The organism is Nocardioides coralli (genome assembly GCF_019880385.1).
GTDB lineage: Bacteria > Actinomycetota > Actinomycetes > Propionibacteriales > Nocardioidaceae > Nocardioides > Nocardioides coralli.
Window position 1 is genome coordinate 2,970,622 of record NZ_CP082273.1, and the last position, 18,900, is coordinate 2,989,521.

21 protein-coding genes are annotated in these 18,900 nt (G+C 72.4%); 6 read left to right on the top strand and 15 right to left on the bottom strand.

Annotation, left to right across the window (positions count from 1 at the left end; all coding sequences use genetic code 11):
• Genes K6T13_RS17500 through K6T13_RS14635 form a run of 4 tightly spaced genes read right to left on the bottom strand, consistent with a single transcriptional unit; the run spans position 1 to position 4,659 of the window.
• A complete protein-coding gene (locus K6T13_RS17500; protein WP_249423802.1) occupies positions 1-858 on the bottom strand; it encodes an SRPBCC family protein in 858 nt (285 codons plus the stop codon).
• Positions 858-1,712 carry an FAD binding domain-containing protein gene (locus K6T13_RS14625; RefSeq protein ID WP_222895274.1) on the bottom strand — a complete coding sequence of 285 codons (855 nt, stop codon included), beginning with the start codon at positions 1,710-1,712 and terminating at the stop codon, positions 858-860. The genes K6T13_RS17500 and K6T13_RS14625 overlap by 1 nt, the downstream gene beginning before the upstream one ends.
• Positions 1,709-4,171: a xanthine dehydrogenase family protein molybdopterin-binding subunit gene (locus tag K6T13_RS14630; RefSeq protein WP_222895275.1), complete on the bottom strand. Its 2,463-nt coding sequence runs from the start codon at positions 4,169-4,171 to the stop codon at positions 1,709-1,711. The genes K6T13_RS14625 and K6T13_RS14630 overlap by 4 nt, the downstream gene beginning before the upstream one ends.
• The gene (locus tag K6T13_RS14635) at positions 4,168-4,659 is read right to left on the bottom strand and encodes a (2Fe-2S)-binding protein (RefSeq protein ID WP_222895276.1); all 492 of its coding nucleotides are present in this window, start codon (positions 4,657-4,659) and stop codon (positions 4,168-4,170) included. The genes K6T13_RS14630 and K6T13_RS14635 overlap by 4 nt, the downstream gene beginning before the upstream one ends.
• Before the next feature lie 85 nt (positions 4,660-4,744).
• Here K6T13_RS14635 and K6T13_RS14640 point away from each other — a divergent pair, with 85 nt between their 5' ends.
• A complete protein-coding gene (locus K6T13_RS14640; protein WP_222895277.1) occupies positions 4,745-5,116 on the top strand; it encodes a fluoride efflux transporter FluC in 372 nt (123 codons plus the stop codon).
• Positions 5,113-5,454 (top strand): fluoride efflux transporter CrcB, encoded by a 342-nt coding sequence (crcB, locus tag K6T13_RS14645; RefSeq protein ID WP_222895278.1) that lies wholly within the window; start codon positions 5,113-5,115, stop codon positions 5,452-5,454. Before K6T13_RS14640 ends, crcB begins: the two co-directional genes overlap by 4 nt.
• Before the next feature lie 20 nt (positions 5,455-5,474).
• Here the strand turns inward: crcB and K6T13_RS14650 are convergent, their stop codons facing one another.
• Positions 5,475-6,236 carry a hypothetical protein gene (locus K6T13_RS14650; RefSeq protein WP_222895279.1) on the bottom strand — a complete coding sequence of 254 codons (762 nt, stop codon included), beginning with the start codon at positions 6,234-6,236 and terminating at the stop codon, positions 5,475-5,477.
• Positions 6,237-6,290: 54 nt separating this feature from the next.
• Positions 6,291-7,529 carry a GAF domain-containing protein gene (locus tag K6T13_RS14655; protein WP_222895280.1) on the bottom strand — a complete coding sequence of 413 codons (1,239 nt, stop codon included), beginning with the start codon at positions 7,527-7,529 and terminating at the stop codon, positions 6,291-6,293.
• Between the two features lie 140 nt (positions 7,530-7,669).
• Between K6T13_RS14655 and K6T13_RS14660 the strand changes: the two genes are divergently transcribed.
• From K6T13_RS14660 to K6T13_RS14670, 3 genes are read left to right on the top strand one after another with little or no spacing between them, the layout of a single operon-like run.
• Complete coding sequence (locus K6T13_RS14660) at positions 7,670-8,329, top strand: ABC transporter permease (RefSeq protein ID WP_222895281.1); 660 nt, start codon at positions 7,670-7,672, stop codon at positions 8,327-8,329.
• Positions 8,330-8,358: 29 nt separating this feature from the next.
• Positions 8,359-9,522: an ABC transporter ATP-binding protein gene (locus K6T13_RS14665; protein WP_222895282.1), complete on the top strand. Its 1,164-nt coding sequence runs from the start codon at positions 8,359-8,361 to the stop codon at positions 9,520-9,522.
• Positions 9,519-10,379: an ABC transporter permease gene (locus K6T13_RS14670; RefSeq protein WP_222895283.1), complete on the top strand. Its 861-nt coding sequence runs from the start codon at positions 9,519-9,521 to the stop codon at positions 10,377-10,379. Before K6T13_RS14665 ends, K6T13_RS14670 begins: the two co-directional genes overlap by 4 nt.
• 83 nt (positions 10,380-10,462) lie before the next feature.
• Here the strand turns inward: K6T13_RS14670 and K6T13_RS14675 are convergent, their stop codons facing one another.
• The 4 genes from K6T13_RS14675 to K6T13_RS14690 form a co-directional block, all read right to left on the bottom strand.
• A complete protein-coding gene (locus K6T13_RS14675; RefSeq protein WP_222895284.1) occupies positions 10,463-11,407 on the bottom strand; it encodes a glycine betaine ABC transporter substrate-binding protein in 945 nt (314 codons plus the stop codon).
• Positions 11,408-11,616: 209 nt separating this feature from the next.
• Positions 11,617-12,735, bottom strand: a complete 1,119-nt coding sequence (locus tag K6T13_RS14680; protein ID WP_222895285.1) for an XdhC family protein — start codon at positions 12,733-12,735, stop codon at positions 11,617-11,619.
• Positions 12,728-13,843, bottom strand: coding sequence for a vWA domain-containing protein (locus K6T13_RS14685; protein WP_222895286.1), 1,116 nt, complete (start codon positions 13,841-13,843; stop codon positions 12,728-12,730). The genes K6T13_RS14680 and K6T13_RS14685 overlap by 8 nt, the downstream gene beginning before the upstream one ends.
• Positions 13,840-14,718, bottom strand: a complete 879-nt coding sequence (locus K6T13_RS14690) for an AAA family ATPase (RefSeq protein ID WP_222895287.1) — start codon at positions 14,716-14,718, stop codon at positions 13,840-13,842. The genes K6T13_RS14685 and K6T13_RS14690 overlap by 4 nt, the downstream gene beginning before the upstream one ends.
• Before the next feature lie 90 nt (positions 14,719-14,808).
• On the opposite strand from K6T13_RS14690, the gene K6T13_RS14695 reads away from it, so the two are divergent.
• Entirely contained in the window at positions 14,809-15,252 is a 444-nt protein-coding gene (locus K6T13_RS14695) for a pyridoxamine 5'-phosphate oxidase family protein (protein WP_222895288.1), read from the top strand.
• A 9-nt stretch (positions 15,253-15,261) separates the two neighbouring features.
• Here the strand turns inward: K6T13_RS14695 and K6T13_RS14700 are convergent, their stop codons facing one another.
• The 5 genes from K6T13_RS14700 to K6T13_RS14720 all read right to left on the bottom strand — a co-directional run bounded on the left by K6T13_RS14700 (position 15,262) and on the right by K6T13_RS14720 (position 18,899).
• The gene (locus K6T13_RS14700; protein WP_222895289.1) at positions 15,262-16,392 is read right to left on the bottom strand and encodes a phospholipase D-like domain-containing protein; all 1,131 of its coding nucleotides are present in this window, start codon (positions 16,390-16,392) and stop codon (positions 15,262-15,264) included.
• A 43-nt stretch (positions 16,393-16,435) separates the two neighbouring features.
• Positions 16,436-17,002 (bottom strand): nucleotidyltransferase family protein, encoded by a 567-nt coding sequence (locus K6T13_RS14705; protein WP_222895290.1) that lies wholly within the window; start codon positions 17,000-17,002, stop codon positions 16,436-16,438.
• Between the two features lie 99 nt (positions 17,003-17,101).
• Entirely contained in the window at positions 17,102-17,662 is a 561-nt protein-coding gene (locus K6T13_RS14710; protein WP_222895291.1) for an NADPH-dependent FMN reductase, read from the bottom strand.
• A 65-nt stretch (positions 17,663-17,727) separates the two neighbouring features.
• The gene (locus K6T13_RS14715; protein ID WP_222895292.1) at positions 17,728-18,357 is read right to left on the bottom strand and encodes a hypothetical protein; all 630 of its coding nucleotides are present in this window, start codon (positions 18,355-18,357) and stop codon (positions 17,728-17,730) included.
• The gene (locus K6T13_RS14720; protein WP_222895293.1) at positions 18,354-18,899 is read right to left on the bottom strand and encodes an RNA polymerase sigma factor; all 546 of its coding nucleotides are present in this window, start codon (positions 18,897-18,899) and stop codon (positions 18,354-18,356) included. The genes K6T13_RS14715 and K6T13_RS14720 overlap by 4 nt, the downstream gene beginning before the upstream one ends.
• Position 18,900 lies beyond the last annotated feature (1 nt).

The following is an 18,900-nucleotide window of genomic DNA, read 5'->3' on the forward strand; positions in this document are numbered from 1 at the left end:
CTAGAGGATCAACCAGACGACCACCGCGACGATCACCACCACCGCCAGGGCCTGCTTCCAGTACGCCCGGGCAAGCACGGGCAGCACGGTGCGCCCGAGGTCCAGTGCTTCCTCGTTGCGCGGCGCCGAGGACGGCCGCTCGGGCCGGGCACCAGGTGCTCCCCGGGGGGGTCCACCAGGCTGTCCACCCCCCGGCGCCCCACTGGTGGCCTGCCCCGCCGGCGCGGGCGGCGGAGCAGCCGGGTCGGGGACCGCGCCGCCACGGGGGCCCTGGTCCCCGGACGACGTCGGCGCCTCGGGGTCCGGCGGCGCGACCGGCCCAGTCGCCTGACCGGTCGCCTGACCGGTCGCCTGACCGGTCGCGTCCCCCGGAGGAGGTGCAGGGTCCTCCTCCGGGGGACGGCCCGCGGGCGCGGCGAGCTGCTGCTCGAGGCACGCCACGAACTGCCCGAGCAGCTTGTCGGAGACGTCCTTGACGACGTTTGCGCGACCGAACTGGGCCGCCTTGCCGGTGATGGTGAGGTCGGTGTCGACCGACACCTCGGTGGTCCCGGCTTCGACCTCCCTCATCGTCGCGGTGACCATCGCGCCGGCCGTGCCGTTGCCGCGCTTGTCCTTGCCGCGCGCGTCGATCACCATCCGGCGCGCGGCCTCGTCCTTCTCGACGAAGGTGCCGGTCCCGTTGTAGACCAGCGCGATCGGACCGAGCTTGACCTTCACGGTGCCCGCGAACGACTCCGCGTCGGCCTCGGTCACCACCGCCCCGGGGAAGCACCCGGCCACGCCCTCGATGTCGGTGAAGTGGGCCCAGGTCTCCTCGAGGTCCGCGGGGACGGTGAACCGGTGCTGGAGCTCCATCAGCGCCCCGCCGCTGCCAGCACCGCCCGCCGCGTCAGCACGGTCGCGAGGTGGCGCCGGTAGTCGGCGTCGCCGTTGAGGTCCGCCGGCGGGTCGGTGCCCTCGGCCGCCCGCTCCGCCGCCGCGCGTACGCCGTCCTCGGTGGCCGCGACGCCGGCCAGTGCGTCCTCGACGGCCGTGGCGCGCACCGGGGTCGACCCCATGTTGGTGAGCCCCACGCGCGCCTCCGCGATGGTGTCGCCGTCGGTCCGCACGGTCGCAGCGACCGCCACGATCGGCCACTGGTGCTTGACCCGGACGAACTTCTCGTAGCGCGCGCCCCAGCCGGTGTGCTTGGGGATCCGCACCTCGGTGAGGATCTCGTCGTCACCGATGGCGGTCTCGAAGAGGTCGACGAAGAACTCCGCCGCCGGCACGGTCCGCGTGCCACCGCTGCCGGCGATGACGAACTCCGCCCCGAGCGCGAGCGCGGGAGCGCCGAGGTCGCCTGCCGGGTCGGCATGGGCGAGGGCGCCCCCGAAGGTCCCCCGGTGGCGGATCTGGTCGTCGGCGAGCTCGTCGGTGGCCAGCGCGATGACGGTCGCGTGCTCCCGCACCAGGTCGTTGGTGCGCACGTCGTGATGGGTGGTCATCGCACCGATCACCAGGGCGTCGCCGTCCTCACGGATCCCGCGTAGCGTGTCGATCCGGCCGAGGTCGATCACCACCTCCGGCGCGTTGAGCCGCATCCGCAGCACCGGCAGCAGGCTCTGGCCGCCCGCGATGATCTTGGCGTCGTCACCGTGCTCGGACAGGGCGGCGAGCGCGTCCTCCACCGAGGTGGGTGCCACGTAGTCGAACGGGGCGGGGATCATGCTCCGGCTCCTTCCGTGCTGTCGCGGCCCGGTTCGGCGTCGTCGAAGTGGGGCATCGCCGCGCCCTCCGTCGAGCCGCCCGCTCCGTCGGCATGGATCGCGCGCCACACGCGCTCGGGCGTGCAGGGCATCTGGACGTCGGTCACCCCCAGGTGCCGCACGGCGTCGACGACCGCGTTGACGACCGCCGGCGTGGAGGCGATGGTGCCGGCCTCGCCGACGCCCTTGGTCCCGAGCGTGTTGGTCGTCGACGGCGAGGTGGTGTGGTCGATGTCGAAGCTGATCGTGTCGGCCGACGTCGGCAGCAGGTAGTCGACGAAGGACCCCGACACCAGGGTGCCGGCCTCGTCGTGGACCGCCTCCTCCCACAGCGCCTGGGCGATCCCCTGCACGAGGCCGCCGTGCACCTGCCCCGCGACGATCAGCGGGTTGATGATGTTGCCGATGTCGTCGACGCAGGTGTACTTCCGCATCCGCACCTCGCCGGTCTCGGTGTCGACCTCCATGGCGCACAGGTGCGTCCCGTGGGGGTAGGAGAAGCTGACGGGGTCGAAGGTCGCCTCGGAGTCGAGGTTGGGCTCGATGCCGTCGGGCAGGTTGTGGGCGGCGAAGACGGCGGTCGCGATCTCCGCGAGCCCCATGCCCTGGTCGGTTCCGCGGACCGAGAACCGGCCGCTCTCGAACTCGATGTCGTCGGCGGAGGCCTCCAGCAGGTGGGCGGCGATCGGCTTCGCCTTCTCGATGACCTTGTCGGCCGCCCGCACCAGGGCCTCGCCGCCCACGACCAGCGAGCGCGAGCCGTAGGTGTCGTAGCCCTTGGTGGAGATCTGGGTGTCGCCGTGCAGGACCTCGACGTCCTCGAAGGGGACGCCGAGCCGGTCGGCGACGATCTGGCTGAAGGCCGTCTCGTGGCCCTGGCCGTGGGCGCTGGCGCCGGTGACCACCTCGACCTTGCCGGTGCCGCCCATCCGGACCTGCGCATGCTCCCAGCCGCCGGCGCCGTAGTTGAGCGCACCCAGCACCCGGCTCGGCGCCAGGCCGCACATCTCGGTGAAGGTCGAGATCCCGATCCCGAGCTGCACCCGGTCACCGGACTCGCGGCGCTGCCGCTGCTCGGCCCGCAGCTCGTCGTACCCGAAGCTCTCCTTGGCCTTGGCCGTGGCGGCCTCGTAGTTGCCGGAGTCGTACTCCAGGCCGGCCACGGTGGAGAAGGGGAACTCCTCGTGACCGATCCAGTTCCGCTCCCGGATCTCCAGGGGGTCCACCCCCACCTCGGCAGCGAGCTCGTCCATGAGCCGCTCGATCGCGAAGGTCGCCTCCGGCCGACCGGCTCCGCGGTAGGCGTCGGTGAGCGTCTTGTTCGTGTAGTAGTTGGTGCAGTTGAACTGGTAGGCGGGGAACTTGTAGATCGCGTTGTACATGAACGCCCCGAGGATTGGTACGCCGCCGCCCACCGTGCCGGCGTAGGCGCCCAGGTCGCACAACAGGTCGACCTTGAGCCCGGTCACCGTGCCCTCGCTGTCGGCGGCGAGCGTGAGCCGTTGCCACTGGTCCCGGCCGTGGTGGGCCGCCATCAGCGACTCTGAGCGGGTCTCGGTGTACTTGCAGGGCTTGCCGGTCCGGCGCGCCACCAGCACCGTGATGATCTCCTCGGGGACGAACTGCAGCTTGCCGCCGAACCCACCCCCGACGTCGGGGGCGATGACCCGGATCTTGCTCTCCGGTATGCCCAGCACCGCCGCCAGGAAGAACCGCGTGATGTGGGGGATCTGGGTCGCAGACCACAGCACCAGCTGCTCGCCGTTGGGGTCGCACACGAAGGAGCGGGGCTCCATGAACGCCGGGATCAGCCGCTGCTGGCGGTACTCGCGCTCGATGAGGATCCCGCCGGACCTGGCCTGCTCGATGGCCTCGTCGATGCTGCCGCCGGTGCCGGCGCCGGCGGAGTCGAACTGCCAGAAGGCCGACTTGTTGGTCCCGAGGTCCGGGTGGGCGAGGGTGCTGTCGTCGGCCGCCTTCTTGAGGTCGAGGACGGCGGGGTGCTCGTCGTAGTCGACGTCGACGAGCTCGGCGGCGTCGCGCGCCGCGGCCGCCGACCGTGCCACCACGGCTGCGACGACCTCGCCGGCGAAGGCGACCCGGTCGACCGCCATGGCGGGGTGGGGCGGTGACTTCTGGTCGGTGGTGATGTTCCAGGCCGTGGGAATGCTGCCCTGGACGTCGGCGAGGTCCCGGCCGGTGACGACGGCCACCACATCGGGGGCGCCCGCCGCGGCCTCGGTGTCGATGCCGGTGATGGTCGCGTGGGCGAAGGGACTGCGGACCATCGCGAGGTGCAGCATGCCCGGCAGCGCGATGTTGTCGGTCCAGCGGGTCCGGCCCGTGATCAGCCGCTGGTCCTCCTTGCGCCGCCGGTCCCGGCCGATCTCGGCGGTGGGACGATCCTGGGTCGCGGTCATTGCGCACCTCCCGCACCCGCGGTGCTGCCCGAGTGCTCGGCGGCGTACAGCACGCTCTTGACGATGTTGTGGTACCCGGTGCAGCGGCAGAGGTTGCCCTCGAGGCCGAGCCGCACCTCCTCCTCGGTGGGCTGCGGGTGCTCGTTGAGCACGTCGATGGCCTGCATGATCATGCCGGGGGTGCAGAAGCCGCACTGGAGCCCGTGGCACTCGCGGAAGGCCTCCTGCACGGGGTGCAGCTCGTCGCCGTCGGCGAGCCCTTCGATGGTGGTGACCTCGTGGCCGTCGGCCTGGACGGCGAGCACGTTGCACGACTTCACGCTGCGCCCGTCGAGGTGCACCGTGCACGCGCCACAGTTGCTGGTGTCGCAGCCGACGACGGTGCCGGTCTTGCCGAGCTTCTCGCGCAGGTACTGCACGAGGAGCATGCGCGGTTCGACCTCGTCGGAGACGTGGTCTCCGTCGACGTCGAGGCTTATCCGGACCATGGGTGTCCTCCTCGCAGGACTGGGACCTGTGACTCCCGTCACGCTAGGTCCGCGAGGTTGGCGGATGGTTGGCTAGCCTCGCCGCGTGCCGCCGCCCGACCGCCCTGCCCTCGACGTCGCCCTGGTGGCGGCCGGCGGGGCGCTCGGCAGCGTCGCCCGCTGGTGGCTCGCCTCGCTCCCCGGGCCGTGGCCCACCCTCGTCGCCAACATCACCGGCTGCTTCGTGCTGGGGCTGCTCTCGGGGTGGCTGCTGGTGCACCGTCCCCGGCTGCGTCGGTTCGCCGGCATCGGGTTCCTCGGGGGCTACACCACCTTCTCGACGCACCTGCTGGACGCACAGCGGCTGGCTGGTGACAACCTGCTGTCCGCCCTCGCGTACGTCGCCGGCACCCTCGTGCTCTGCCTGGCTGCTGCGGCCGCCGGGCTGTCGGCCGGCCGGCGGCTGGAGCGTCGATGACCGTCGTCCTCGTCGCGGTGGGCGGCGCCCTGGGGGCGGCGCTGCGCTACCTCGTGGGCCGCGCACTCGCCACTGCCCGCTTCCCGTGGGCGACGCTGCTGGTCAACGTCGCGGGGTGCCTCCTGCTGGGTCTCGTCGCGACCGCGGCCGATGGGAACGCCCGCACGCTGCTCGGGACGGGCGTGGCGGGGGCGCTCACGACGTACTCCGCGTTCGCGTTGGACACCGTGCTGCTCGACCGCAACGGGCACCGGTGGCGCGCCCTCGCCAACGTCGGGCTGAACCTGGTGCTCGGCGTCACGGCCTTCGCGACCGGCTGGTGGCTGAGCCCGGCCTGACGTCAGGCCACACCACTCCTTCAGCGCCAGCGCGGCCAGACCATCAGCCCCTGGAGCGGGAAGCTGCTGCCCGTCCCCTCGGCGCGATGGAACACCAGGCGGCAACGTGCCACCCGCGTGGAGATCCCGAGCGCGACTGGCCGGTTGCGCGCGAGCCGGTCGCCGCGCTCGTTCACGTCGAGGAGCCGGGGCTGCCGCGCGCACGACGTCGTGAACTCGTAGCCGCGCTGGCGTCCGTCCCACCGCGGGAGCGTGACCAGGAACCCCACGGCGTTCCCGTGGCGCAGGCCGGGGAGGACGACGCGACCGGCACCTCGCGTGACCAGGGCCCGGCCACCCCACATCCTGTCGTCCCGCACGGCCGACACCCGACCCTCTCGACGCAGCATCCCCGTCGGGAAGGCCCGCGTGGAGCACTGCGGGTCGCTCCAGGTGCTGACGGATCCTGCGGCCGTGTGGCCACGCACGGTCACGCAGAGGGTCGACCCGGGACGCGTCGGCAGTCGGAACCTCTCGTCGGTCCCACCCTGCAAGCGGGCCGGTCGCGCCCACGGGGACCGGCGACCTCGTCGCGGGTCGGTGCGGGACACCCGGACGTCGTACCCGGCGACCTCCTCGTCGCCGAACCAGTCGATCTCGACGAGTGCCGTCGGCGCCATCCAGTGGCGGGCGTTGACGTAGACGTCGGGCTCGAGGGCAGGGTCCGGCCCGGTGCCGTGCGCAGGGGACGAGGCCAGCAGCGAGCCGACCATCACGAGGGCGAGGAGGAGGTGCCGAGTCACGGCGCGCAGCCTAGGGAGCGCCGCGACCGGGCGGACCAGCGGGCCCGCCCCAGATCACCTGCCGCCGGCGGCGAGCCTCCCCTTGAGCAGCGCCTTGGCCGGGTGGTCCTGCGGCCCCAGCGCCTCGAGGCACCGCTCCACCACGGCCACGTCGTACGGCGCGAGCTCGCTGTAGCGCAGCACCGCCCGCGGCTCCGGCCGCGCCAGCAGGGCCTCGCGGACCGCGACGGCGAGGTAGTCGGCGAGCTCCTCGAGGGCGGGGGCGTCGGTGCCGGGCAGCAGGTCACCGCCGTAGGCGGCCACCGCGCCGCTCACGTCGCCCCGCCCGAGGAGGTCGATGACGTCCTCGACGTCGGTGCGGACCGGCATCATCAGCCGGTAGGGCCGGGAGGCGAGCTGGCCGCCGAGGGCCGACCGGAGGTGGGAGACCTCGGCCTTCAACGTCGACTGCGTCACCGGCTGCTCGCCGTAGACCATGCCGTGGAGCCGGTCGAGCGAGAGCCCCTCCGGGTGCAGGGTCAGCACGGCGAGGATCTCGGTCTGCCGCCGGTTGAGCAGGAGCCGCTGACCGTCGAGCCACGCCTCGGCCGTCCCGAGCAACGAGAGGGTGAGGCCCGGCTCCCCGGGCGGCAGCTGGCCGGCGGACGTCCCCCAGGGGCGCGAGCGCGGCATCGCCGTCTCGATGAGCCGCGCCAGGACCCGAGCGGTCGCCAGGCCGATCGGATGGGTGCGGTCCCAGGTGGTGCTGAGGTCGATCACGCCCAGCTGCTCCCCCGTTGCCGGGTCGTGCATCGGTGCGGCCCAGCACACCCAGTTGTGCACGATCGGTGCGTAGTGCTCGGCACTGAACACCATGGACGGCTCGCCGGTCCGGGCCGCGATGGCAAGGGCATTGGTGCCGACGCTCGCCTCGTCCCAGCGCGCGGCCGGGACGAAGTTGACCGTCTCCGCCTTCCGACGCATCACCCGGCCCCCGTAGGTCCACAGGATCCGGGTCTGCGCGTCGGTGACCGCCAGCACCAGGTCACCGTCCTCGGCCGTACGTCGCAGCTCCGGCTCGACCCGGTCGAGCGCCAGCTGCAGCGGCGAACCCCGGAGGTACGCCGCCGTCTCGGCCTCGTCGTCCAGCGGGGCCTTGGACACGTCCGGGGTGATCGCGGCGGTGGAGAGCTGCCAGCTGTCCAGGATCTGCGGCCGCACCAGCGCCTCGACGCCGTCCCCGTGCTCGACGAAGGCGGTCCACGCGCGGACGGAGTCACGCCGGCGGATGCGAAGCTCCTCGTCGGCCCTCAAAGACGCCCCCCGTGCCAGGTGGTGATGGTGGTCACGGTAGCGCGGCGCCCCGCATCCGGGCAGGCCAGCGAGGGTGCCCGCCCGCGCGCGGGGCGGCTTCTCAGTAGGGTGACAGCACAGGCGTCCACCGAAAGGCAGCCGTGGGAGCACTCAGCAGCTGGTTCACCTATGTGCAGGACAACCTCGACTTCATCCTCGAGGAGACCCTGGCCCACGCCCGGATCGTCCTGATCGTGGTGGCGCTGGCCACCGTCTTCTCGGTGCTGCTCGGGGTCGCCGTGCACCGGAGGCCCGTCGCCCGCGCGCTCGTGCTGGCGGTGGCGGGGGTCTTCCTGACGATCCCGTCGCTGGCCCTCTTCGCGCTGTTCATCCCGCTCGTGGGCATCGGCAACCCACCCGCGATGTTCGCCCTGTTCCTCTACGCACTGCTCCCCATCCTGCGCAACACCGTCACGGGCCTCGACTCGGTCAGCCCGGCGGTGGTGGAGTCGGCCAAGGGCATGGGCATGAGCTCGACCCAGCAGCTGCTCAAGGTGCGGATGCCGCTGGCCTGGCCCGTCATCGTGACCGGGGTCCGGGTCTCCACGCTCCTGACCGTCGGCATCGCGGCCATCGCGGTGCTCGTGGGCGGCGACGGACTCGGCTCCTTCATCCAGTCCGGGCTCACCCGACGCGGCCTGCCCAACGCCGAGAACTCCGTGTGGGTCGGCGTCGTCTTCACCGTGCTGCTGGGTCTGGTGCTCGACGCCGTGCTCGCGACGACCCAGCGGCTGACCACGTCCCGCGGCCTGCGCATCTGACCACCGTCCCACCGATGGAGAGGAACCCCATGAGCTCCGAGGCCAAGATCCACCTGGACCGGGTGACCAAGACCTACCCCGGGACGAAGGTGCCGGCCGTCGAGGAGCTCAGCCTCGACGTGCACGAGGGCGAGATCCTGGTCCTGGTCGGACCCTCCGGCTGCGGCAAGAGCACGACCCTGCGACTGATCAACCGCATGATCGAGCCCAGCGGCGGCCGGATCCTGCTCGACGGCGAGGACGTCACCCAGGCCAACCCCGACAAGCTGCGCCGGCGGATCGGCTACGTCATCCAGCAGATCGGCCTCTTCCCCCACCAGACCATCGCCCAGAACATCGCGACGGTGCCGCGCATGCTGGGCTGGGACAAGGAGCGCACCACCGAGCGGGTGGAGGAGCTGCTCACGACCGTCGGGCTCGACCCCGAGCAGTACCGCGGCCGCTACCCCAAGGAGCTCTCCGGTGGCCAGGCCCAGCGGGTGGGCGTCGCCCGGGCGCTCGGCGCCGACCCCGACATCATGCTCATGGACGAGCCGTTCGGGGCCATCGACCCGATCACGCGGGACCGGCTGCAGAACGAGTTCCTGCGGCTGCAGGACCAGCTGCACAAGACCATCGTCTTCGTCACCCACGACATCGACGAGGCGATCAAGATGGGCGACCGGATCGCGATCCTCGGCGACCGCAGCCAGATCCGGCAGGTCGACACCCCCGAGCGGATCCTCGCCTACCCCGTCGACGAGTTCGTCGACGACTTCATCGGGACCGGGTCGACCATCAAGGGCCTCAACTTCCTCAAGGTCGCCTCGCTGAAGCTCACCGAGTACCCCTCCCTCACCACCTCCGAGTCCGCCGACACCGCGCGGGCCCGGCTGCAGGAGACCGGCGGCGAGTGGCTGGTGCTGCTCGACGACCAGCGACGCCCCCTGCGGTGGCTGCACGAACGCGACCTGAGGGGTGAAGGCTCCCTGCTGGAGCGTGGCGACGAGCTGGGCGACCAGCTGCAGTCCGACAACACGCTGTTCCAGGCCCTGGAGCAGATGGTGCAGAGCGCCTCGGGCTGCAGCGTGGTGGTCGACGAGCACGGCACCTTCCAGGGGTGCGTCGAGATGCCCGCACTCTCCTCGGCGATCAGGCGGGCGCAACGCGAGGCGCAGCTCCACTACGAGGAGCTCGAGGGAGCCCAGGCATGAGCTCGCTGCCCCCGGTCGCCTACCAGCGGGATGACCAGTTCACCCGCCAGGACCCACCGGCACCCGAGCCGGACGACGGCCCCGACGCAGCAGCGGCCCCGACCGCGCAGCGGCGCGCCCGACAGCTCCGCGAGGCCGGCCTCTGGCTGGCGCCCTTGTTCATCGCGGGCCTGGCGGGGCTGCTCTACCTGTACGTGCGCAGCCTCGACCTCGAGAACGCGACGATCCAGCAGCGCTCGGCGCTGGCGTGGGAGGCGAACCTGTGGCCCCAGACGGTCGAGCACCTCCAGATCGCGTTCTGGTCCACCGTCATCGTCGTGCTCGTCGCCGTCCCCCTCGGCATCGGGCTCACCCGACCTGGGTTGCGGCGGATCAGCCCGGCGGTGCTCACGGTCGCCAACTCGGGGCAGGCGCTCCCGGCGTACGGGTTGCTGGTGATCTTCCTCAACCTGATGGGCCAGGGGAAGATCACCGTCATCTGGGCGCTCGCCCTCTTCGCGCTGCTGCCGGTGCTGCGCAACACCATGGTCGGGCTCGACGGGGTCGACCGGAGCATCATCGAGGCCGGACGCGGCATGGGTATGACCCGGCTCGGGGTGCTCACCCGCATCGAGATGCCGCTGGCGGTGCCGATCATCGTCGCCGGCATCCGGACCGCCATGATCATCAACATCGGCATGGCCACGCTCGCGTTCCTCATCGGGGGCGGCGGGCTCGGCATCACCATCAACTCGGGACTGAAGCTCAACCAGGACCCGGTGCTGATCGTCGGCGCCGGGCTGGTCGCGCTCGTCGCGCTCAGCTTCGACTGGGTCGGCGCGGTGGCGGAGAAGTACCTGCACCCACGGGGCCTCTGACCCGGCCGAACAGACCCCCCGGACGCGACGACGCCGCCAGACCCTCGGGGTCTCGGCGGCGTCGTACGTCGGAGCGGCGGGCCTCAGAGCAGCCCGATCTCCTCCAGGTACTGCTCGGCCACCCGCTCGGCGGGCTGGCCCTCGACGTCGCGCTGCGCGTTGAGCTCGGCCATTTTCTCGTTGTCGAGGCCCTCGAGGATGGTGCTGACGATCTGGTCGTACGCCTCAGCGTTGGCCTGGTAGAGGTCGTCCTTCATGGTGAAGGAGACGTTGTAGATGATCATCACGCCCGGGTCGTCGACCAGGTCGAGGTTGAGGGCGGTGATGCGGCCGTCGGTGGTGAACACCTCACCGAAGTCGCAGTTGCCCTCCGAGGTCTCGGTGTAGATCAGGCCCGCGTCGAGGATCTTGGTCTGCTCGCGGGGCAGCTCGTAGCCCGTGGCCTCCTCCCACAGCACCAGGCCGTCGGGACGGTCGGGGAACTCGGTCTCCATGCAGACCGTGGCGTCGGGGTTGGCCTCCAGGTAGTCGGCCATCGACTGGAAGTCGAAGCCGCCCTCCTGCTCGGCCAGGTCACCGTTGGCCGCGAAGCCGTAGGTGTCGTTGAACTCCGAGCGGCCCACCCACTTGACGTTGTTCTCCTCGAGGTCGGCCTCAGAGGTGACGTCGAAGAGCTCCTGCGGGTCGCTGCTCGGGTCCTCGTTGCCGAGGTGAACCGTCCACCCGGTGCCGTTGTACTCCGGGTAGACGTCGATGTCACCGCTGATCAGCGCGTCGCGGTTGACCGAGGTGCCGCCCAGGTTGATCTGGTTCGTGACATCTGCCCCCGCAGCGGCGGCCGCCTGGGCGAACATCTCGCCCAGGATGATGTTCTCCGTGAAGTCCTTGGACCCGACGGTGATGGAGACGCCCTCGAGCGCGTCCCCGCCCGGCGAGGCGCTTCCTCCCCCATCGTCTCCGCACCCAGCCAGGGTCAGTCCCAGGGCTGCGGCGGCAAGTCCGCTGACAAGCTTCTGTCGGTTGCGCATCTCTCTCCTCCGGTCGTTCCGTGGACCCGTCGACTACCCGGGCCAGCGACGTGCGGCCGTGCCCCCGGAGAGGCACTCCGGGGCCCGACGACGGGCCCCGAGCGTCACTGCGGTGTGCTTCGAACCTAGCGGGCATACCGCGTAGGGTGCTGCGGTCGCACCACCAGATGGGGCAACAATTGCGTCTCGATTCGCCCGCGCCGGTCGGATCAGTGGTGGATCCGACCCTCCCGTGAGGCCAGCCGGTCCCCGGTGCCGCCCCACTGCAGGGCGACGATCTCAGCGGCGATGCTGACGGCCGTCTCCTCCGGCGTACGGGCGCCCAGGTCCAGCCCGATGGGGCTGGAGAGCCGGGAGACCTCCTTCTCCGTCAGCCCGGCCTCGCGGAGCCGCTCCAACCGGTCCTCGTGCGTACGCCGGCTCCCCATCGCACCGACGTAGGCGACCTCGGGCAGCCGCAGCGCGACCTCGAGCAGCGGGACGTCGAACTTCGGGTCGTGGGTCAGCACGGTGATCACGGTGCGACCGTCGATGCGGCCGGCCTCGACCTCGCCCTGGAGGTAGCGGTGCGGCCAGTCGACGACCACCTGGTCGGCGTCGGGGAACCGGCTGCGGGTGGCGAACACGGGCCGGGCGTCGCAGACCGTCACGTCGTACCCGAGGAAGGATCCGACCCGCGCCACGGCGGCGGCGAAGTCGATCGCCCCGAACACCAGCATCCGCGGCTTGGGGGCGAAGGCCCACACGAAGACCCGCATCCCCTCACCCCGTCGCTCGCCCTCGGGGCCGTAGGTGAGGGTGGCGTTGTGGCCGGCGGCCAGCAGACCCAGCACGTCGTCGTGGACCGCGTCGTCGGCCCGCTGCGACCCGAGCGACCCGGAGGTGTCGGCGTCCGGCCGGACCACCAGCCGTCGGCCGACCCACGTGGGGTCGGGGTGGTCGATGACGGTCGCCAGCGCGACCGGGCGGCCGGCGGCGACGTCGGCTCCGATCTCACCGAGCTCCGGGAAGGTCTCGCGCGAGACCTTCTCCACGAAGACGTCGAGGATGCCACCACACGTCAGGCCCACGGCGAACGCGTCGTCGTCGGAGACGCCGTAGCGCTCCAGCACCGGCACGCCCGTCTCGACCACCTGCTGGGCGGCCTCGTAGACCGCGCCCTCGACGCAGCCGCCGGACACCGAGCCGACGGCTGACCCGTCGGGACCCACCAGCATCGAGGCGCCGGCCGGCCGGGGCGCGGACTGGAACGTCGCCACGACCGTGCCGACCCCCACGGTGTCCCCGGACTCCCACCACCCCAGCAGCTGCTCCAGGACGTCACGCACGGGACACCAGCTCCGTCAGCTCGGCGAAGGTGGCCAGCGAGTGGCCGGCCACGAAGTGGTCGCAGTGGGGCAGGGCGGCCACGACACCGGCCTGCACCGGCTCGTAGCCCGCCTTGCCACGGTGGGGGTTGACCCACACCACCCGATGGGCGATCCGCCGCAGCGCCTCCAGTTGCTCGGCCAGCAGCGTAGGGTCGCCGCGCTCCCAGCCGTCACTGAAGACGACCACCACCGCCCCCCGCGCCAGCCCGCGGCGGCCCCACCGCACGAGGAACATCCGGAGCGTCTCGCCCAACCGGGTGCCGCCGGACCAGTCGGGCACGGTGTCGCCCGCGGCCACGATCGCCCGGTCCGGGTCACGCAGCCGCATCGCCCGGGTCACCCGGGTCAGCCGGGTCCCGACGGTGAAGGTCTCCACGACGGCGCCGCCGGTCTGGGTCCACCGGTGCGCCAGCCGCAGCAACGCGTCGGCGTACCCACTCATCGAGCCCGACACGTCGACCAGCAGCACCAGCCGCCGGGGGCGGGTGCCGCGGCGGCGCCACGCGATCTCGGCCGGCTCGCCCATCCGCCGCAGGCTGGCGCGCAGCGTGCGGTGGGCGTCGACCTCGCCCCGGTGCCAGCGGCGGTGACGGGCGGTACGCCGCAGGGGTGGTCGGCAGGTGAGGGTGGCGAACATCGCGGCCAGCCGCTGCTTCTCCGCGGCGCTGAGGTCCGCGACGTCGCGGTGGCGCAGCACCTCGCTCGCGCTGGCGCGGGCCCGGACCACGTCGGACTCGTCGGGACGGCCCGGCCCGTGCGGCTCGGCCTCCGGGAACGAGGTCACCGGGGCTGCCGGGCTCGCCCCCGGTCGTGCCACCGGCAGCCCGTCGCGGCTGCTGAACCAGGCGTCGAAGACCTGGTCGTAGCGGTGGAGGTCGTCGGGGCTGCCGCACAGCGTCGCGCGGCCGGCCCAGTAGGTCGCACGGCGGTCGTCGAGCCCGGCGATCGCGGTCGCATCCAGGTAGCCCTGGGCACGGTCGGCGGTGACCGGGACGCCCGCCGCCCGGAGCGCGCGCGTGAAGCCGAGCAGGATCTCCTCGGGCGCGTGGGCGGTCTCGACGTTCATCCCGCCAGCATCCGGTCCAGGGCCTCGCGCACGCGGTCGCCGTCCTCGCGGTACTTCACCAGGGCTCCGAGGGTCAGCGACGCCGTCTCGAGGTCCAGGGTCGTCGTGCCGAGGTGCTGCAGTGCCCGGGCCCAGTCGAGGGTCTCGGCGACGCCGGGCGGCTTGAGCAGGTCGTCGCGGGTGCGCAGCTGCTGGACGACCCGCACCACCTGGTCGGCGAGCTCGGCCGACACCTCCGGCGCGCGGGAGCGCACGATCGCGACCTCACGCTGCAGACCCGGGTGCTCGATCCAGTGGTAGAGGCAGCGCCGCTTCAGCGCGTCGTGGAGCTCGCGGGTCCGGTTGGAGGTCAGGACCACCACGGGTGGCTCGGCGGCGACGACGGTGCCGAGCTCGGGGATGGACACCTGGTAGGTCGAGAGCACCTCGAGCAGGAACGCCTCGAACTCGTCGTCGGCGCGGTCGACCTCGTCGACGAGCAGCACCGCGGGTGCCTGCTGCAGCGCCTGCAGCACCGGACGGGCGAGCAGGAACCGCTCCTGGTAGAGGGACTTCTCGGCCTCCTCGACGCTCTGTCCCACGCCCTCGCCGTGGACGGCCTCGAGCGCGCGCAGGTGGAGGATCTGGCGGGGGAAGTCCCAGTCGTAGAGCGCCTGGGTGGCGTCGATGCCCTCGTAGCACTGCAGCCGGATCAGGGGCAGCTGCAGGGCCTCCGCGACGGCCTCGGCGAGCGCGGTCTTGCCGGTGCCGGGCTCGCCCTCCAGCAGCAGCGGTCGCTGCATCCGCAGCGCGAGGTGGAGCACCGTGGCGAGCTCGTCGTCGGCGAGGTAGCCGGTCTCGCCGAGGCGGGCCGCGAGGTCGGCTGCTGCGTCCATGCCCCAAGGCTACGGTGGCGGTGTTGGCGCGCGGTTGGCTCGGGACCTTCGGCCCTGTCCGGGCGCGTCCTGCCCGTCGGAGAGTGGAGCATGGCCAGGGAACCGATCGAGCTGAGCACCTGGGAGTGCGAGTCGCTGCTCCGCGCGCACGTCGTCGGACGGGTGGCACTTGCGGCACCCGACGGCCCCTACGTCTTCCCCGTCAACTACTCCGTGGTCGACAGCACCATCCTGCTGCGGACGGCGCCGTACGGCGTGCTGGGCCGGCTCGGCCGCGAGGCGCCACTGGCGTTCGAGATCGACCAGTTCGACCACGAGCGGCAGCGTGGCTGGAGCGTGCTGGTGCGTGGGCGCGGCGAACCGGTCACCGACCCTGCCGAGATCGCCCACATCGACCGGGTGTGGCCACCGCAGCCGTGGGCGACCGGAACCCGGCCGCTGCACATCCGACTGCGGTGGAACGAGGTGAGCGGCCGCAAGCTCGGCTCCGGCTGGGAGCCCCGCGACACCGCGGAGACACGCCGGGTGGTCTGAGCCCGGGCGTCAGTCGGGCAGCCCGGCCACCTTGTCGAAGAACGCGACGTACTTCTCGTGCGTCGCGAACGACTTGACCATGGCCACGAGCTCGTCGTTGCCGCGCGGGGGCTCGCTCCAGTTCTCCGAGCCGGCCCACACCCGCGTCACGGGGTCGCCACCGCGGCCGCGCCAGCGGGCGGTCATGTACTTGTGGTGGTGGTAGCGCCGCTTGCTCCACCAGCCCTTGTGGACGGGGATGCCCGCGCCCCGCAGGATCGAGCGCACGTCCTCACCCATGGGCTTGCTCGCCAGCACCCACACGTCGCGCCCGCGCTGACCGCGCTCGTGGGCGGCCACCGCCTGGGCGATCCGGGCCCCGCGGGGGCCGTACCAGGCGGAGTTGGCGATCCGGACGCGTGCGTGGGGCGGCAGGTTCTCGATGCGGCCGACGACGGGGTCGGCCATGGTGGGCGAGTTCCACGGCGAGAAGATCAGGGCCGCGTGCTTGCTCCCCCAGCGGATGAACGGCTTCGGCACCTTCTTGTCCCGGGTCTGCTTCTCGAACACCGTGCGCAGCTTGTCGTAGACCCGGTCGTTGCCCACGAACTGGATGGCGTCCATGAACTGGACGTCGGTGGCGTTGTCGGTGGGGTTGGCCGAGGCGACGATCGACACCCGCCTGCTCGCTCCGGTGGTCGAGAACGTCCACGACTTCTGGTGCAGCGTCGTGTACTTCCCGGCGAACCGCTTCGCCCCGCGGGCCGAGTTGCGGGAGCCCCGGAGCCACGACTGGTCGTGGGCCGCAAGGGCGGTCTGGAGACGGGTGGCGGTCTCGCCCATCTGGCCGCGCGCCATGAGGACCCGCACCACGACACCTCGGTCGGCGGCGTCACTGAGCGCGTCGGCGATGGCGCCGTTGGTGAACGACCAGGCCACCACCCGGATCCAGGCGCCCGACGGAGTGTTCTCGATGTTGCGCAGCAGCAGGTTGGTGAGCTTGCTGTTGCGGGGGGTCTCGAAGTGGGCACCGGGCTTCGCCTCGTAGCCGGGGTCGACGGCGTGGGCGGGTGTCGTGGTCAGGAGGGGGATCAGCAGCCCCGCCGCCAGGATCCCCGACAGGACGCGTCCCACCACCGTGTGGGCCCGAGAAGTGTGCACGCGCCGGAGCCTAGGGCACCGGAGCGCGACGGCCGCGTGCGGCCTACGGCACCGGCGGGGTGTCGACGTCGTGGCCGGTTGCGAGGTCACCGCACTCGACGTCGGTCACCGCGTGGCGGGCCAGGTAGGCGCGGGCCCCGGTGTCTCCCTCGGCAGAGCCGGCCGCGCCGGCCCAGTGGTGCCGGCCCAGGAGCACGGGGTGGCCCGGCCTCCCGGCGTACGTCGCTCGCGCCAGTGCGTCGGGACCGGTGGCGGCGTCCAGCACCCGGCGACAGACCTCCGGCCCGACGTCTGGGAGGTCGACGAGGGTCACGAGGACGGCGTCGGCGTCCGTGGCGGCCAGGGCCGCGAGTCCGTTGCGCAGCGAGGCCCCCATGCCGGCCGCCCAGTCGTCGGCCACGACGACCCGGGCCGACCCCTCGGGCAGCAGCGACGCCGCCTCGTCGGCGGCGGCGCCCAGCACCACCGTGACGGCCTCGCAGCCGCCCGAGAGCAGCGCTTCGACCGCACGGGTCAGCCACGGTGTCCCGTCGTCTTCGACGACCAGCGCCTTCGGCCGCCCCATCCGGGAGCCGGCGCCGGCCGCGAGCAGCAGGCCGTGGACGCTCATGCCACCAGCCTGTCAGACCTCCACCCCGCCGCCGCGCGGAAAGCGTGGCCGGACGGAGCGACGGGGGCAGGTGGCGGTGAACCGACCTGGACCCTGCCCTCAGGCGGCCCGGAGCCCCGCGGCGGCCTCGGTGAGCGACTCGAGCTCGTCGAGCAGGACGCCCAGCTCGCCCTCGCGACGCTCGCTCGGCACGAAGCCGTGGTCGCCGAAGTCGGTGAAGAGCGATAGCGCCAGCTGGTTGCGGGCGTCGAGCATCGCCATGTTGGCGGTGATGGTGCGCCAGTGCTCCACGGCGCGGACGCCGCCGTCGGCGCCGTAGGCCACGAAGCCGATCGCCTTCTGCCGCCACTCGGGACCGAGCACGTCGAAGGCGTTCTTCAGCGCGGCGGGCACGCCGTGGTTGTACTCCGGTGTCACGAAGACGAAGCCGTCGTAGTCGTCGACGGTCTCGCTCCAGCGCTGGGTCCGGGGGTTCTCGTACTGGCGGTTCGCGGCTCCGGGGACGACCGGCTCACCGAGGAGGTCGAGGTCGAAGTCCGCCACGTCCAGGAGGTCGTAGGTGGTGCCGTCGCGGTCGGCGGCCTGCTTGGCCACCCACTCCGCCACGCCGGTGCCGAGGCGACCGGGTCGGGTGCTGCCGAGGACGATGCCGATCTTCATGAGTGCTCCTGGGGGTGGGGGTCAGGACTCACCCCACCCAACAAGTTGAAACGGCAACTATTCCCTCAGGCGCCGAACGCGTCGGCGTAGAGCGCGGCGAGCTCCGAGGAGTACGGCGCCGAGAACCCGCACACCAGCAGGTCGCCGTCCCGGGTCGCGGCGAGCAGGTACCGGTCGCCGACCTCGAGGGTCGGTGCGCCGATGAGAGGCGTGCGTCCTGCCTCGACGGCGTCGACGCGCAGCTCGTCGGTCGGCTCGCTGGCGTACCACCGGCTCACCGCGAGCGTGGCGACGGTGCCGGTCACGCCGGTGACCTCGCCGTCCACGGCATGAGCTGCTCCGGCGAGGGTCTGGGCGTTGGGCACGAGGCACCGCCCGGGCGCGGTGGCCGGCAGGGTCAGCTCGGTCACCGTCGGGTCCGGCTGGGCCGCGGGCGGCGGGGTCGCAGGATCCCCTCCCGTGAGCGCGAGGACGCCGACGCCGGCGATGACCAGCGCGGCGGCCGCGGCCACCACCCAGGTGAACGGGCTGCGGCCTCGTGTGCCGCTCTCGCGCGACTCGGTCGTGGTGTCGTGCCCCACGACGTCCTCCAGCATTCGGTCGACCCGGTCGCCCCCGAGCGGGGGCAGCGAGGCCGCCGGGTCGGCACGGCGCAGCCGCGCCCGCAGCGGGTCGTCGGGTTCCTGCCCCGTCATCGGCGACCTCCTTCCGGCTGCTCATGTCCGGCTGTGGCGCCGTCCTTACCGAGCTCCTCCCGCAACCGGGTCCGGGCGCGGTGCAGCCGCACGCTCGTCGCGTTCGCGGTCACACCGAGCACCTGGGCGATCTCCCCCGGGGTCATCTGCTCCCAGGCCCAGAGCCGCAGCAGCTCGGCGTCCTCGGCGCGGAGCCGGCCCAGCGCCGCGTGGAGGACCGGGTCGCCGGCGTCGGGCCCCTCGACCGCCTCGACGGGCGGGTCGACCGCCGCCACCCGCGCGGCCACTCGCCGCTGCCGGCGGGCGGAACGCTCGGCGTTGGCGAGGCAGTTCCGCGCCACGCCGTAGGCCCACGGCAGCGCGGGGTCGGGGGCCTCGTCGAGGCGGCGCCAGCAGACCAGCAGGGTCTCGGCCAGGACGTCGTCGGCCGTCGCAGGGTCGGTACGCCGGTGGAGGTAGCGACGGATCGGCTCGATCAGCTCGTCGCGGGCCAGCGCCTCGAAGCGCGCGCGGCGAAGGTTCGGGTGCTCGACGGTCCCCACG